Annotated in this window: 14 protein-coding genes and 1 pseudogene; 10 read left to right on the forward strand and 5 right to left on the reverse strand. The window is 61.9% G+C overall.

Annotated features, from left to right (window positions below):
• Positions 1–46: 46 nt before the first annotated feature.
• From ASD52_RS01715 to ASD52_RS01745, 8 genes and pseudogenes are all read left to right on the forward strand, one after another.
• Positions 47–947, forward strand: a pseudogene (locus tag ASD52_RS01715) (LysR family transcriptional regulator).
• A 336-nt stretch (positions 948–1,283) separates the two neighbouring features.
• Positions 1,284–1,766 (forward strand): transcription elongation factor GreA, encoded by a 483-nt coding sequence (gene greA / locus ASD52_RS01720; protein ID WP_025427518.1) that lies wholly within the window; start codon positions 1,284–1,286, stop codon positions 1,764–1,766.
• A 199-nt stretch (positions 1,767–1,965) separates the two neighbouring features.
• Positions 1,966–2,262 carry a hypothetical protein gene (locus tag ASD52_RS01725; RefSeq protein ID WP_225906314.1) on the forward strand — a complete coding sequence of 99 codons (297 nt, stop codon included), beginning with the start codon at positions 1,966–1,968 and terminating at the stop codon, positions 2,260–2,262.
• A 476-nt stretch (positions 2,263–2,738) separates the two neighbouring features.
• The gene (locus ASD52_RS01730) at positions 2,739–5,129 is read left to right on the forward strand and encodes an arylsulfatase (protein WP_025427517.1); all 2,391 of its coding nucleotides are present in this window, start codon (positions 2,739–2,741) and stop codon (positions 5,127–5,129) included.
• Positions 5,130–5,264: 135 nt separating this feature from the next.
• The gene (locus ASD52_RS01735) at positions 5,265–6,632 is read left to right on the forward strand and encodes an FAD-binding oxidoreductase (RefSeq protein WP_225906321.1); all 1,368 of its coding nucleotides are present in this window, start codon (positions 5,265–5,267) and stop codon (positions 6,630–6,632) included.
• A 152-nt stretch (positions 6,633–6,784) separates the two neighbouring features.
• Positions 6,785–7,111 (forward strand): hypothetical protein, encoded by a 327-nt coding sequence (locus tag ASD52_RS38085; protein ID WP_128090503.1) that lies wholly within the window; start codon positions 6,785–6,787, stop codon positions 7,109–7,111.
• On the forward strand, positions 7,080–8,186 hold the full coding sequence (locus ASD52_RS01740; protein WP_025427515.1) for an endonuclease/exonuclease/phosphatase family protein: 1,107 nt from the start codon (positions 7,080–7,082) through the stop codon (positions 8,184–8,186). Before ASD52_RS38085 ends, ASD52_RS01740 begins: the two co-directional genes overlap by 32 nt.
• 2 nt (positions 8,187–8,188) lie before the next feature.
• Positions 8,189–8,923, forward strand: a complete 735-nt coding sequence (locus ASD52_RS01745) for an NUDIX hydrolase (RefSeq protein ID WP_025427514.1) — start codon at positions 8,189–8,191, stop codon at positions 8,921–8,923.
• A 241-nt stretch (positions 8,924–9,164) separates the two neighbouring features.
• On the opposite strand, the gene ASD52_RS01750 is transcribed toward ASD52_RS01745, so the two are convergent.
• Together ASD52_RS01750 and ASD52_RS01755 are read right to left on the reverse strand one after the other, a co-directional pair.
• Positions 9,165–9,695: a GNAT family N-acetyltransferase gene (locus ASD52_RS01750; protein ID WP_025427513.1), complete on the reverse strand. Its 531-nt coding sequence runs from the start codon at positions 9,693–9,695 to the stop codon at positions 9,165–9,167.
• 92 nt (positions 9,696–9,787) lie between these two features.
• Positions 9,788–10,120, reverse strand: a complete 333-nt coding sequence (locus tag ASD52_RS01755; RefSeq protein WP_025427512.1) for a hypothetical protein — start codon at positions 10,118–10,120, stop codon at positions 9,788–9,790.
• Between the two features lie 173 nt (positions 10,121–10,293).
• Here ASD52_RS01755 and ASD52_RS01760 point away from each other — a divergent pair, with 173 nt between their 5' ends.
• Positions 10,294–10,542 carry a hypothetical protein gene (locus tag ASD52_RS01760; protein WP_025427511.1) on the forward strand — a complete coding sequence of 83 codons (249 nt, stop codon included), beginning with the start codon at positions 10,294–10,296 and terminating at the stop codon, positions 10,540–10,542.
• Positions 10,543–10,695: 153 nt separating this feature from the next.
• Here ASD52_RS01760 and ASD52_RS01765 read toward each other — a convergent pair whose 3' ends face one another.
• The 3 genes from ASD52_RS01765 to ASD52_RS36680 all read right to left on the reverse strand — a co-directional run bounded on the left by ASD52_RS01765 (position 10,696) and on the right by ASD52_RS36680 (position 12,889).
• A complete protein-coding gene (locus ASD52_RS01765; RefSeq protein ID WP_025427510.1) occupies positions 10,696–11,232 on the reverse strand; it encodes a DUF6151 family protein in 537 nt (178 codons plus the stop codon).
• A gap of 12 nt (positions 11,233–11,244) precedes the next feature.
• Positions 11,245–11,865 carry a TetR/AcrR family transcriptional regulator gene (locus ASD52_RS01770; RefSeq protein ID WP_038576209.1) on the reverse strand — a complete coding sequence of 207 codons (621 nt, stop codon included), beginning with the start codon at positions 11,863–11,865 and terminating at the stop codon, positions 11,245–11,247.
• Between the two features lie 319 nt (positions 11,866–12,184).
• Positions 12,185–12,889, reverse strand: coding sequence for a DUF930 domain-containing protein (locus ASD52_RS36680; protein WP_025427509.1), 705 nt, complete (start codon positions 12,887–12,889; stop codon positions 12,185–12,187).
• Positions 12,890–13,453: 564 nt separating this feature from the next.
• On the opposite strand from ASD52_RS36680, the gene ASD52_RS01780 reads away from it, so the two are divergent.
• Positions 13,454–14,371 (forward strand): PhzF family phenazine biosynthesis protein, encoded by a 918-nt coding sequence (locus tag ASD52_RS01780; RefSeq protein WP_025427508.1) that lies wholly within the window; start codon positions 13,454–13,456, stop codon positions 14,369–14,371.
• Positions 14,372–14,635: the final 264 nt, after the last annotated feature.

The following is a 14,635-nucleotide window of genomic DNA, read 5'->3' on the forward strand; positions in this document are numbered from 1 at the left end:
TCCGTGACATAACCTGTCAGGAATCTCGAACAATAAGCGGCTGACCATGGACCGGATCGAGCTTTTTCGCATTTTCACACGCGTCGTCGACTGCGCCAGCTTCACTCGCGCCGCCGACACGCTGGATATGCCGCGCTCGTCGGTGTCGGCGGCGGTGCAGGCGCTGGAAACCCGGGTGGGCACGCGGCTCCTGCATCGCACCACCCGCAAGGTTTCGCCGACCCAGGATGGGGCGGCCTTCTACGAGCGCTGCATGCGGCTGATCGCCGATGTCGACGAGACGGAAAACCTGTTTCGCCAGGGAGAGGACTGGCCGACCGGCCGGCTGCGCGTCGAGCTGCCGAGCCGGATCGGCCGGCTGATCGTCGCCCTGAACTCGCCAGCTTCCTCGAGCGATATCCCGGTATCGACGTCGACCTTGGCATGACCGACCGGGCGGTGAACCTGATCGAGGAAAGCGTCGATTGCGCGCTGCGGGTCGGGCCGCGCAGTGATTCCGCCCTGATCGCCCGGCCGATCGGTAACCTCAAGCTCGTCAATGTCGCAAGCCCGGCTATCTCACGCGCTATGGCACGCCCGAAAAACCGGAAGACCTGGCCCGGCATTTCGCCGTCAACTACGCGTCGCCCTCAACCGGCCGGGTGGAGGAGTGGGAGTGGATCGAAGGTGGCGAGACACGGACCGTGGCGATGGCCGGCCGCGTTACCGTCAACAGCGCCGAGGGCAGCATCGCCTGCTGCCTGGCGGATCTCGGCCTCATCCAGATCCCGGCCTATGACGTCAAGGCGCATCTGCAGGCCGGAGACCTCGTCGAGGTCATGCCCGGCCATTGCGCCGAGCCGATGCCGCTGGCGCTGCTCTACCCGCACCGCCAGCATCTTTCCCGTCGCTTCCAGGTGTTTGCCGAGTGGCTGGAGGGATTGATGCGGCCGTTGCTCGCCACCTGATGGGGTGCGTGGCGGCGAAGGCGGGCAGCCGCTGATTGCAAGGGTGGCGAGGCGCGTCGCGGGTTTTGCGGACAAGAGGAGGCGTCCGGTGCGGCGATGGCCCTTACTCATTCGGGCTTCGGACTGTCATGGATGGCCGATCCGCGCCTCTGCCTGGTGCCGGTTTCCAAGTGCCTCATGCCAGCGGATGACGTCAGATAATGCGGGGTGACCGCCGCCCGCGGATGGGGCAATATCAGCGATTACTCTTGTCATCCCCAGCGCGGTGCCTCACCGACAGTGGGCTTTCGCGCGGAGGCATTGTAAGAGCCTGCCGCGTCCAAACGGAGTTCGATCGTGAGCGTTGCCTTCACCAAGGAAGAAAGTGCCGAAACCGCGGCGGAAACCCTTTTGCCCGACCGCCCGGTTTCGCCGCATCCCAACCTTGTCACCGAAGCGGGCCTCAAGGTGCTGGAGCAGCAGCAGCGCGAAGCGCGCGCGGCCTATGATGCGACCAGCGGGATCGAAGACGTCAACGAGCGCCGGCGGCAGGCGGCCGGCCCCTTGCGCGACCTGCGCTATCTTGCCGAACGGCTGCGCACCGCCCAGCTCGTCGCCGCCCCGACCTCGACTGACATCGTCGCCTTCGGCAGCACCGTCACCTTCAGCCGCGACGACGGCCGGGTGCAGACCTATCGCATCGTCGGCGAGGACGAGGCGGACCCGAAGGCCGGATCGATTTCCTACGTTTCCCCGGTGGCCCGGATCCTCATGGGCAAGGGGGTCGGCGATGTGGCTGCCATGGGCGGACACGAGCTGGATATTACGGGGATTTCATAGGGCGGGCGTTTTGTCCGACGGCCATTTCCTCTCGATGCAACGGCGTCAGTCGGGCATTCTTGTGAATGTTCATTCGGTGCGATCCTGGAAAACTGAGGTGTGGTAACTCCAGTCTCCTAAATCTGCTCCAAATGGACAACCTCCTGAAAGTTCACAGCTAGAGGCGCTGGCTTGGCTGCTACTGGCCCGGGATGGGACGATGGCTATCAATCACGGCTATCGTGGAAAGAGAATTCGATATTATATTCAATCAACAAAGGCTTCGAAACAAACTGGTTTTGCCATGGCGCAAGAAAAACCTACAGTCATGCGGCGCACGGTCGTGCTCATCAAGATCGTATGGTCAGTGTCGATCATCGTCGCAGCGACAGCGGTGGGAGCTTCGACTGGCTGGGAGAACCATGGACTTGTCGGAGCGCTAGCTCTTGGATTCGTTGGCCTCTTTGTTGGCGGCTTCCTAAGTTCGCCTTCGCTGCTTTTGCAACTGATAACTTAATATCTCGCCGACGTTGAGCCACTTCACATCGGGGGTGTTTTTCAACGGTATCGGCCAAAAGCTGCCGCTGCCTTTCACCCGGCTACTCGACGGTCGGGGGCGAGCCACGCCGGGTCGTGAGCGGTTGAGTCAGTATCAAGAGCGCAATCTGTGTGGTAGTATTCCGCCACATCCGGAAGACTGATCCAAGCGGCGCATCAATGACGCCGTCCGGTTGCTCGCATTCGCTGCAATCACTGCCGTCACGTCGTCCTGCTCAGAAGCGTCATCGCTGAAATAATCAAGGTGCCGATTCTGAAAGCTCCGCCGATGTTGCCGGCCGTGCCCAAGGCGACCAAGGGCACAGTCCTACGTCTCTACAGTCCGATCGAACCTTTCTTCAGTATGGAATGGCCGCCGAGCGAGATCGAAATGGTGCAGTGCGCGTCCGCCCTCGGACGGAGCTGCCACGAGGGGAGGGTGTTGACATGCGTAGCATGAAATCGACCGCGATTGCATCGACCGCCATCATCACAATCCTGATGGGGTTTGGTGCGGCGAGCGCACAACAGATCACCGGCACACCGGGCAACCCGGATGCCACGACGACGGTCGACGGGCGATATCTCCCCAACCCCCCGCCGACATTCGGTGGTGCGATCGGGCTCAGCGCGAAAGACTCGAAGCCCTATTGGCCGCCGCAGATCGTGCCCCCAAAAGGCGCGCCGAACATCCTTTTGATCATGACCGACGACGCGGGCTACGGTGTCCCTGGTACCTTCGGCGGTGTTGTCCCCACGCCTGCATTGGACCGGATCGCGCAGGCGGGGCTCCGCTACACCCAGTTCAACTCGACGGCGCTCTGCTCGCCCTCGCGCGCGGCTCTGATTACCGGCCGCAATCATCACTCCGTGGGTTTCGGTGTGATCTCCGAGCAGGCCACCGGTTATCCAGGTTATGATTCCATCCTCGGTCTCGATAACGCCAGCGTCGGTGAAATCCTGAAAGACAACGGCTATGCGACGTCCTGGTTCGGCAAGAACCACAACACGCCGAGCTATCAGTACAGCTTGGCGGGCCCCTACGACCAATGGCCCTCTGGGATGGGTTTCGAATACTTCTATGGCTTCATGGGCGGCGAGACCGACCAGTGGACACCCTACCTGTTCCGCGATCACACACAGATTTTTCCATGGATCGGAAAGCCCGGCTACAACCTCACGACTGACATGGCGGATGAGGCGATCGGCTACATGCGACAACTCAGCGTCGTTGCGCCTGATAAGCCGTTCTTCCTCTATTACGTGCCGGGCGGCACCCACGCCCCCCATCATCCAACCCAGGAATGGGTCGATAAGTTCAAGGGCAAGTTCGACATGGGCTGGAATGCCATGCGCGACCAGATATTCGCCAATCAGAAGAAGCTGGGCGTCATTCCGGCGAACGCCCAACTGACGCCGTGGCCCAACGATCTGCCCAAGTGGGATACGCTCGACGCCGACAGCAAGAAGCTCTTCGCGCGCCAGGCGGAAGTCTATGCCGCCTATGTGGCCTACACCGACAATGAGATCGGACGGGTGATCCAGGCGGTGGACGATTTGGGCAAGCTCGACAATACGCTCGTCATCTACATCGAAGGCGACAATGGTACCAGTGCCGAAGGTTCCACCGTTGGCACGCCGTTCGACCTGGCCGCGATCGAAGGCATCAATGTTCCGGTCAAGGAACAGTTGAAATATTACGATGTCTGGGGTTCGGACAAGACCCAGCCGCACATGTCGGTGGCGTGGTCCTGGGCCTTCGACACCCCATTCAAGTGGACGAAGCAGGTGGCATCGCACTTTGGCGGCACCCGGCAAGGCATGGCCATGGCCTGGCCGGCCCGTATCAAGGATGCCGGTGGAATCCGCACACAATTCCACCATTTGATCGACATCGTCCCGACGATCCTCGAGGCGACCGGCATTCAGGCTCCCGTGATGGTCAACGGCGTGGCGCAGAAGCCGATTGAAGGCGTTTCCATGGCCTATAGCTGGGACAAGGAGAACGCCAATACTGCGTCTCGGCGTACGACGCAGTATTTCGAAATGCTGGCCAACCGCGCCATCTACCACGACGGCTGGATGGCATCCACAACGCCGCCGCTTGCGCCGTGGTTGCTCGGTTTGGGTAAGATGCCCGAAGTGGTCAATGGCTACACCTGGGAACTCTACAATCTCAACGAGGACTATTCGCAGAACAACGACCTCGCGGCCAAGATGCCTGACAAGCTTCAGGAGTTGAAGGAACTGTTCCTCGTCGAGGCGGCGAAGTATGGTGTGTTTCCGCTCGACAACGACTTTCTCCAGCGCGTTCTCGCACCCCGCCCGAGTGCCACGGCCGGAAAAACCTTGTTTACGTACTCAGGCGAAATATCCGGTCTTCCATCCGGAAACGCGCCCGACATCGTCAATAAAAGCTACACTGTCACGGCTGAGGTAGACGTGCCGCAAGGCGGCGGCGATGGCATGCTGGTCACCCAAGGCGGTCGCTTCGGCGGGTACGGGCTCTACCTGCTGAAGGGCAAGCCGGTCTTCCTTTACAACCTTCTGGCACTGGAAAAATTCCGTTGGGAAGGCCAGGACGCGCTCACTCCGGGCAAGCATACCATCGTCTTTACCTTCAAATACGATGGTGGCGGCCCCGGCAAGGGCGGCAGCGGAGTCCTGAACGTCGACGGCAAAGAAGTCGCCAGTCAAAAGGTCGCAAACACCGTGCCCTTCCTCATGACGATTGACGAGACCTTCGATGTCGGCGTCGATACCCGCACTGGCGTCGAGGACGGGGATTACCAGGTGCCATTTCAGTTCACGGGAACCATCGACAAGCTGTCGGTGCAACTGAACTAAGCAAGGGCCGGTTCGTCCGTCTGCGCCCCAAGAGGCGTCTCGTACATCCGTGCCGGCAGGGAGGATGAAATGACAGATGTTCAATTTAGTGGGCTTCAGGGCGAAACGGTCACCCTTTCAACCGACCTTTTGGAGATGTTGGGAACTCGGTGTCGCGGGAACGTGTGTTTGGCCGGCCAGGCTGGTTACGACGAGGCCAGGACAATCTGGAACGCCATGATCGATCGGCGGCCTGGGGCTGTGGTGCGCTGCCATGGCGCAGGAGATGTCGTAAAGGCGGTGCAGTTTGCCCGCGACAACGGATTGCTCCTCTCTGTACGCGGTGGCGGTCACAACATATCCGGCAATGCCGTCTGCGAAGGCGGACTTTTGATCGATCTTTCGCCGATGCGTTCTGTCCGGGTCGATGACAAGGCACGCACCGCGAGGGTCGAGCCTGGCGCGACGCTCGGAGAGTTCGACAAAGAGGCGCAGGCGTTCGGTCTTGCCACCCCGCTCGGTATCAACTCAACCACAGGGGTGGCCGGTCTCACGCTTGGGGGTGGTTTCGGGTGGCTCAGTCGCAAATACGGATTCACGGTAGACAATCTGATTTCGGCCGATGTGGTGACCGCCGACGGCGAGCTTGTCCATGCAAACACAACGGAAAATCCGGACCTATTCTGGGCTCTTCGCGGCGGCGGTGGAAATTTTGGCGTGGTCACGTCGTTCGAGTTCAAGCTGCATCCGGTCGGTCCCGATCTGGTATCCGGGCTGATCGTTCATCCGTTTGCCCACGCCCGTGAACTTCTTGCGGGGTATCGCCGCGTGGCGGCCGCTGCGTCCGACGATCTTACCATTTGGGTGGTCCTGCGTAAGGCGCCGCCATTGCCGTTCCTGCCCGAAGAGGTGCACGGCAAGGAAATCCTCGTCTTCGCCGTCTGCTATGCCGGTGAGCCGAGCAGAGCCGAGGAGGCACTTGAACCACTGCGTTCGCTTGGCGAACCGATCGCCGACGTCGTCGGCGTGCAGCCATATTCCGCATGGCAGACGGCATTCGATCCGCTTCTCACGCCAGGGGCATTCAACTATTGGAAGTCGCACAATTTCACGGCCCTGAGCGACGGGTTGTTTGAGATCCTGAGCGAACATATAGGGACGTTGCCGACTGATGAATGTGAAATCTTCATCGGGCAGCTCGGTGGTGCCAGCAGCCGCGTGGCACCCGACGCGACCGCCTATCCGCATCGCGAGGCCAAGTTTGTCATGAACGTTCACACCAGGTGGCGTGACCAGGCCGACGAACAACCCTCCATCGATTGGGCGCGGGCAATCTTTGCCGCGGCTGCGCCACATGCGACAGGTGGCGTCTACGTCAACTTCATGCCGGAGGATGAAACCGAAAGGGTCGCCCAGGCCTATGGTGGCAACCATGCACGGCTGGCGGCGCTTAAAGCCAAGTACGATCCTGGCAATCTCTTCCGGCTCAACCAGAATATCCAGCCAGAACGAAAATCGGGCTAACGCGGCAAAAGCTTTCATGCAGCGAGGAATTCGCGCGGTGCCTAGGAACGCCAACGTGCCGGCGCTCGGCACGTTGGCCATGCGCCCACCGCCGTCAGGCTTGGGACCGCGAATAGACCAGCTCGACACCGGCGCGGAAACAACGCTGGGCCATGGCTGCTGCATCAAGCAGCGGGCAGAAATCCATCCGCTTCATTTGCTGTATTCCGGCGGTTTCTCATGGGGTCGCCTTTGTCGGCACGAAAAAACTCTTGGTTTTCGCCTTCACGGTGGTCTTCGGTTGTTTCGAAGACACGCAGGCGTGTGCTTTCCACATCACTGACCGTTCGCTGGACAACAAGCGTTGGGGGCCACTCAGGAGAGGCTCCCGCACCTGCCGGGAAATCGCCCTCGACATTTGCGCTTCAATGCCTAATCTCCGCGGCAATTCAGTTATGGAATTGCTTGATGTCCCTTCGACTTGCCACCTTCAATATTGAAAATCTCATGAGCCGCTTCGATTTTTCCGGCTTCCGCAATCAGCTCAAGCAGGACCGGGTGCTCAGACTCTTCGAGGTGAAGAGCGAGGCGGAGTATCAGCGGCTGGAGGAGGCGCGGACGATCGCGCATACGGATGATACGCGGCAGATGTCGGCGCTGGCGATTGCCGATTGCGATGCGGATATTCTGTGTTTGCAGGAGGCCGACAACATGGCGTCGCTGCAGGCGTTTGAGTACAACTATCTCTTCCGCATGGTCGGCAACGGCTATCGCCAGAAATACCTGATCGAGGGCAATGATTCGCGCGGGATCGACGTGGCGGTGCTGATGCGCGAGGAAACGCGCGATGGCCAGCCGATCGAGTGCCTCGAGGTGAAGAGCCATGCGGGGCTGACCTATGCGGATCTCGATATCTTCAACGATGCGCTCGCTGCCTCCAGCCGGCCGAACGACCGGATCTTCAAGCGTGATTGCCTGGAACTGGACCTGCGGATCGGCGGGCGGCCGCTGACGCTTTATGTCGTGCATTTCAAATCCATGGGGCCGGCACGCGACGGGCTCGACGGGCGCCAGGCGACGATGCCGGTGCGGGTGGCCGAGGCCAAGGCCGTGCGCCATATCATCGAAAGCCGCTTTGGTCGCGGGCATACGGCTGACAAGATGTTCGCGATCTGCGGCGACATGAATGATTATCAGGAGAAGGTCGACATCCTTGGCGACCGGCGCAACGGCTACGAGTTCGTGCCGCGCGAGGAGGAGGAAAGCGCGCTCGATGTGCTGACTGCAGACGGTTTTGTCGAAAACCCGATGCTGCGCCGGCCGGTGCTCGACCGCTGGACGCTGTTTCACAGCCGCGGGCCGCAGGAGCGGCACCTCTGCCAGCTCGACTATATCTGGCTGTCGCCGGCGCTCGCGCAGCGCAATGCAGCCCAAGTGCCGGAAATCATCCGCGGCGGCCAGCCCTTCCGCACGATCTTTCCGCCGGGGCAGGAGGTGGAGCGCTATCCGCGCACCGGCTGGGACCGGCCGAAGGCATCGGACCATTGCCCCGTGGCCATGACACTGGACGTGTGACGATGGATACTCTCGAAAGCAACCTTGCCCACTGGCCCGAAGAAGGCGAGATCCTGCCGATCTCAGGCGTCGATATCCGGGTGAAGGAGGGCCCGCATCCCTTCCATCTCGATCAGGTGGATACCGCGCAGGAAAACTGGCGGGCGGAGATCGCCGCTAACCCGCATCTCTTCGACGGGCAGATGGTGCTGCAGCGGGCGCTCCGGATCGAGGACGGCCGCGTGGTCGGCGAGGGGCATGTGGTGCCCTATTCGACCTTTCTGTGGTGGCGCAAGACCCGCGCGGACGCCGCCTTCCACCTGTTCGCCATGCCGGTGATCGTGTCGTCCGATGGTGCCCTGATCCTGGTGCGCATGGGATCGCACACGGCCAATCCGGCCCGGGTCTACAGCCCCTCGGGCTCGCTGGAGCCTGATGACGTGGTCGACGGCCGCTGCGACATTCCAGGCAATATCCGCCGCGAGGCGCTGGAGGAAACCGGCATCGACCTCGATGCCGCGACTGCCGAACCCGGCTATCACGTGCTGCACATGGGGCGGGCGGTGACGGTGTTCCGGCTCTACCGGGTGGCGGAAACGGCGGAAGCGCTGGTTGCAAGGGTGGCCGCCCATATCGCCGGCGATCCCGAGCCGGAGATCGACGAGGCGATCGCCATCTGGGGGCCGGATCCGGGTGCGCACAACTATCCGCCGTTCATTTTGCCGATCCTCACCTGGCTGTTTGACGGAAAGCGGTGACGATGTCTCGGGGGCATGGCCATTGCGCTGTGCGGCGGCGGAGCGCGTCGTCTTTGAGATGTGGTCAACCGGTGCGCGGAGCGGCCCTGTTCGTCGGCAGGCGGCGAACGGCGGCGCTATCCATGGGCGGCGCGCGGCTGCTTGGCGTATGCCGGAAAATGGCAGGGGCTGATTCAAACGGTCGGCGTTGGCTTTTCGGCGAACGATCGGCGCAACCGTCAACCGTGCGGAATTGAGACGCTCACAGCGATCGACCCAAGACTTCCATTCTGTGCTGCTTTGTCCCGATGGGGACCGGCCCTGCGGTGCGCACCATCTCGAAGCCCTGGCCTTCCCAGAAGCGAAGGCCCTGTTCATTCTCTGCGAAGACGGCGAGCTCCACGCGGTCCGCGCCTTGTGTCTTCAGCCAGCTGAAGAAGTCGTCGCAGAGTGTTTTCGCCGCGCCGTGCCGGCGAAAGGCCGGATCGATCATCAGCAAGGCGATCCACCAGGACTTCTCCTGCGGATAATTGCGGTCGCAGGCGAGCATGCCGATGAGGTTCCCGGCGCCCGATTTCAATCCGAAGACGAACTTGTCGGCCTCGGTTCTGCCCGGCGGAAAGCTTTGAAATTCTTCGATCGCCACGGTTGCATCCGGTGGATGGCCGCGCTCCAAAACCACATAGTCCTGACAGTTCTGGTAAAGCGGCATCAGTCGCGGTGCATCCGCTTCAATCAGCCCTTCGATCTCAAAACCGGAGAGCGAGATCGGGAATGTCGTGGTCTTATCCATGGCCGGCACATTACATGGCAAAGCTATCGGTACAATCCGCATTGTGGCGGTGCGGCGGCGCCTGCACATCGGTCGTCAGGGAGGACACGGCGTCACGGTCGATAATGTCGATCGTGCCTCTTTTTGGCGTTTCGGACCCAATGCCGAAGAATGATCGTGGCTAGGCAGGCGGCTGCGGCCGGATAGATCGCGGGCCACTGGAACAGCAGTGCGACGATGGCACCCACGTAGCTGGCGAATGCACAATAGATGACGATGGAAAACGACCCGGCATAAAACGAGGTGATGCGGCGATAGTCCTGCAGGAATTCCGCCAATCCCCTGGCGAACGGCGACAAAAGCCCCCGAGACGGTGGGCGTTCGACGCCGCGCCGCGCCTCCATCTCCCTGAGCTTGTTGAGTAGCCGCTTTGTTGTGCTGGGCATTTGTCGATGTTGATGGGCGTCGTGACAGGATTTCATCCGAGATTATCGCAAGAGCAGTTTCGGCAAGGTAAAGGCAACTCTTCCGCGTAGCCGCATTCAATGCGTATCCGACCCCGATGGTGCCCAATGGTCGGGCGTTGGCTCGGATCACCAAAATCCTATAGCCGTAAAGCATGAAGACACTCGCTTGCCTCATCCTATCCGCCGCATTGGCGTTTGCTTCCAGCCTGATCATCGCGGGGTTGTTTCTACCCGTCTACGGCATTTTCGAGGGCGGGACGCACAACTGCCTGAATGACGGTTTGCGGGCGTGTGTCTCCATCATCCCGCTGAGCGCGCTGATTTACGGACCGTTGTTTGTCTTCGCCGGCGTCGTGGTCGGGACGCCCATTTTCATGACGATGCTCGCATCGCGCGGTTGATTGCTGTGGTTGGGTGCGCAGATATGCAGTCAGCAGCGCTCGCCAGATGCGGGGTCCGGGCTGGTGGGCATGATGTCGCGTTGCTGGTGCAGCGCCGCTGGCAGGGGCGCGAGACGGAAGGCCGACATGTGCCGACCCATCCGCACGCCGGCGTCAGGCCTCGATCTTGCGCGCTATTGCGATCTTCGGGTTGCGGAAGCCCATGGCGATCCAGGCCCAGAGAAGCTTGGCGTAGAAGGATACGGTGTGGGTCTTCAGGTTGGGGATGTCCTTGGGCAGCCAGGAAGCGTCGGGCAGGTCGCCGACCATGGTGCGCAGCTCGGCCTTCGGCCGCGTCTCGGCCGGCCAGAGGTGCAGATAGAGGCTGAGCCAGTGCGCGCCCTTCATTTCCAAAAACATCGGCGTGTTGCAGCAGGTGGCGACGACGCGGCGTGAGCCCGCACCCTCTGACAGCCGGAATTCGCTGAGGTTCTCCTCGCCGGAGACAATCGTGATCCGGTCCTTGCGGTATTCGGCGCTGGGGGTGGCCTCATAGGAAGTCAGGATGTTGCGGGCGCCGGGCAGGGCGCCAAGGCGGGCGGCGGCCGCCCTGCAGCTGTCGCAAAGGCATTCGGAAACAAGGATCGGCGCTCCCTGCACTTTCAGCCGTGTCTGTCCGCAGGCGCATCCGATATGGGTGGTATCGCTCATGTCGCATCCTCCTCAAGTGACGTGAAACAGGTGCCGGATGTACCGGTCGAGATGGTCGAGGCTTTCGCGCGCAAGCTCGGGGTCGTTGCCGGCCTTGGCGAGCACGAAGCCGCCCTGGATGACGGCCTGCGTGTGCCGGGCCAGGCTTTCGGCCGTCCAGGCGTCGACAATGCCGCGGTCGCTGCGTGCGGCCTCGATGTCGGCTTCGAGCGTGGCGGTATGACCGAAGATGCTGCGGGCGCAAGCCTCGCGAATGTCGGGCGCGCTGGCATAGACCTCCTGCGCCAGCGTGCCGACCAGACAGGTGAACTCGGTGATTTCACCGAGGATGATCGCCTTGCGGAAGGCGACGTAGGCGAGAACGCGCGCCAGCGGATCGGGCGGTCCGTGATAGGGGGCGGCGGCGAAAAAGTCGGTCGTCGTTTCCGCCCAGTAATCGGCCGCAGCGACGCCGAGCGCGTCCTTGCTGGCGAAATGGTGGAAGAACGCGCCCTTGGTGACGTCAGCCGCACGGCAGAGGTCGTCGACGCTGGTGGCCGCAAAGCCTTTTGCGCGAATGACATCGCGCGCCGCATCGAGAAGCCGGATCCGTGCGTTGCCGCGTTCGGGTGATTGCTTTGTTGGTCTGGGCATTTAACCAACATACCATACGGTCGGTATGTGTCAATGGCGGGATTTTTTGGTAACTGGGCGATAGGAGCGATCCCGAGCGGCTATGAGGGTGATTTTCGTGTCATTGCATTGACGAAGGCCGGAATGGGACGCGACACGGGGTACCTCACGGGCCCGGATCATGATGGGCAAATGCCTGAATTTATTCAAGGAATTGCGCGCGCTATTTAACGCAACGCAACATCTCCATGCGGCCCCGGTTTTGGCGCAACGCGCCATAACGGTTTGGCGCCGGAGCGATGGCGAAGGGCGGGTAATGCGAGGGGATGGTTCGCGACCATCAGTCGGCGGCAGTGTCGGCGATGGGAAGCCCAAGGTCCTGCCATTGCTCGCGCGGGATGGCATCGCCGACCTTGAAGTCGAAGCCGACCACTGTCGTTCGATCCGGCGTGACCGAGCAGGAATAGGCGATGCGCCACCATTGCCGTTTGCTGCGAAACGCTCCGCCATTGGTCTTCAGCGTTTCCCCGGAGAACTTCACGCCCGACAGGGCATAGGCGACGAGGTAATCCGGATCGAGGTCGGCCTTCCAGCGGTGGACCTGTTCCATCGCTTCGAGATTGCAGAGCTGCACCACGCGCTCTTCGGGCGCCAGCTGCGCCAGACCCTTACGCGCCTGGCGGCTACGCGGCGAGGCGAGGATGCCGGCGGAATAGAGGTTTTGGGCGTGCACCATGCCTGGGGCCTGCGGCGCGGGCTGGTTGCCGCGGGGGCGCTCGTCGGTCGTCTTGGCCGGCGTCTTCAGATTTTCGCGCTGCGGTTCTGGCACCGGCAGGCTCGCTTCCGACGCGGGCACGGCAGGTTTCGGCTTTTCCGGCACGCCGGCCAGGATTTCGACCTCGATGCTGTCTACGGCGCCCGGCGGGGGCATCAGCTTCGGCGGCAGGCGCGAGAATGCGGCGAAGGCGAAGGCATGCAGCACCAGCGCAAGCGCCAAGGCCCACCAGATCGTCGTGTCATCCGCCCGTCGCATCGTTTGCTGCATGCGCTACTGCCCGCTCCTTAAATCCTATTCGATTTAAGGATAAAAACATGCAGCCATTCAAAGTGCTACAGCGACCTTTGCGCGTCTAATAGATGCGCGGCGCTGTAGATCACGTCGTTCAAGATCGGTTTGCTGCGTTGTGTTTTGAAGTGTTGCCCGTTTCGACGGGGTCGCAGAAGCGCTCTACCTCTTTGTTCTTAGCTTTTCCTGACGGAAATCCGCTTCGCACTTTTCCTGGAAGTGCTTTGGCTTCTCGCCCTATGCACGTCGTGACGCGGAAGCGCGGGACATTTTCGGGCGCCATGCATGAGATCAGCACCAAATCCGCGGCACGGTCGCGCATTGGCGGCCGCGGCGATCACTTTTCCGGCACCGGCAGGGGCGTTCTTGCGCAGTCGTGCCGCTGACGGGTGTCCCATGCGGTCAACGGCGGCCTTGTTTTCGGCCCAGTGGCGAGGGGGATCGGATAACGATGGGTGTGGTGCACGATGGCGTTTTTGCGCTTGCCGCCCGGGCGATGACATTGCAAGTTCGTGGCCGGACTATATTCGCAAGGGGGAATAAATGCCGCTCAGCTACGCGATCTACGATGTCTTCACGCAGAACCGGCTGGAGGGCAATCCGCTGGCCGTCGTCTTCGGGGCGGATGCACTCGACGATCAGGCGATGCAGACGATCGCGCAGGAGTTCAACCTTTCGGAGACGGTGTTCATCCGCCGGCCGGGCGGGGCGGCGCATACGGCGCGGCTGCGCATCTTCACGCCGGGGCGCGAGCTTCCCTTTGCCGGGCATCCGACCGTAGGTGCTGCGGTGGCGATCGCCGAAAGAGCCCACGGCATGGCTGAGGAGAGCGCCGATCTCGTGCAGGTACTGGAGGAGAAGGTGGGGCCGGTGCGCTGCGCCGTGCGCATCAAGCCGGGCGAGGCGAGCTTTGCCGAATTCGACCTGCCGCGCAGATCGACCCGGCTCGACGCCCGCTTCGACAAGCAGGCGCTTGCCGACGCGCTGAGCCTGAAGACCTCGCAGATCGGCTTCGAGAACCATGCGCCGTCCTTCTGGAGCGCCGGCGTTCCCTTCGTCATGGTGCCGCTGCACGATGTATCCGCGGCCGCTACCGTCGAATTCGACCCGCAGCGCTGGGAGCATCTGGCGCCGCTTGCCGAAGGACGCCTAGCGTCTGCCTATCTCTATTGTCGCGGCGGCATCAACCACACGGCGCGGTTCCACACCCGCATGTTCAGGCCCGAGATGGGCCTTGCCGAGGACCCGGCAACGGGTGCGGCGGCGGCAGCACTTTCCGGTGCCATCCACCACTTCGACCAGCTGGTCGATGGCCACCACCCCTTTCTGATCGAGCAAGGGGTGGAGATGGGGCGGCCGTCCTTCATCCACCTGCATCTCGATGTGGCGGGCGGCCAGATCAACACGGCGCGCATCGGCGGCCATGCAGTGAAGATCGCCGCCGGCGAGCTGCTGCTTTAAGGGAGCATGGCGCAGGGGCGGATGTCAGGGCGCTTGTAGCGTGCCGCGATCCCTGGGGTTGGCCAGTCGGACTTTAGGCGTGTCGCTACCCGCAAACCGGCTGCACGCTTTTGCGCGACATGCGCTTGGGTTCTTGTCCTCGATGTATTTAGCCTGATGCATGTCGTCGTCCCGAGGCCGCGATATGCTTTGGGAGGCATGCATTCGCCACAGACGCGGCGTTCAAGGTCGGGCAGGGGAAAAGACGGCGTGTTGTTTCAGAGG

Source organism: Ensifer sp. Root142 (genome assembly GCF_001426785.1).
Classification (GTDB): domain Bacteria; phylum Pseudomonadota; class Alphaproteobacteria; order Rhizobiales; family Rhizobiaceae; genus Ensifer; species Ensifer canadensis.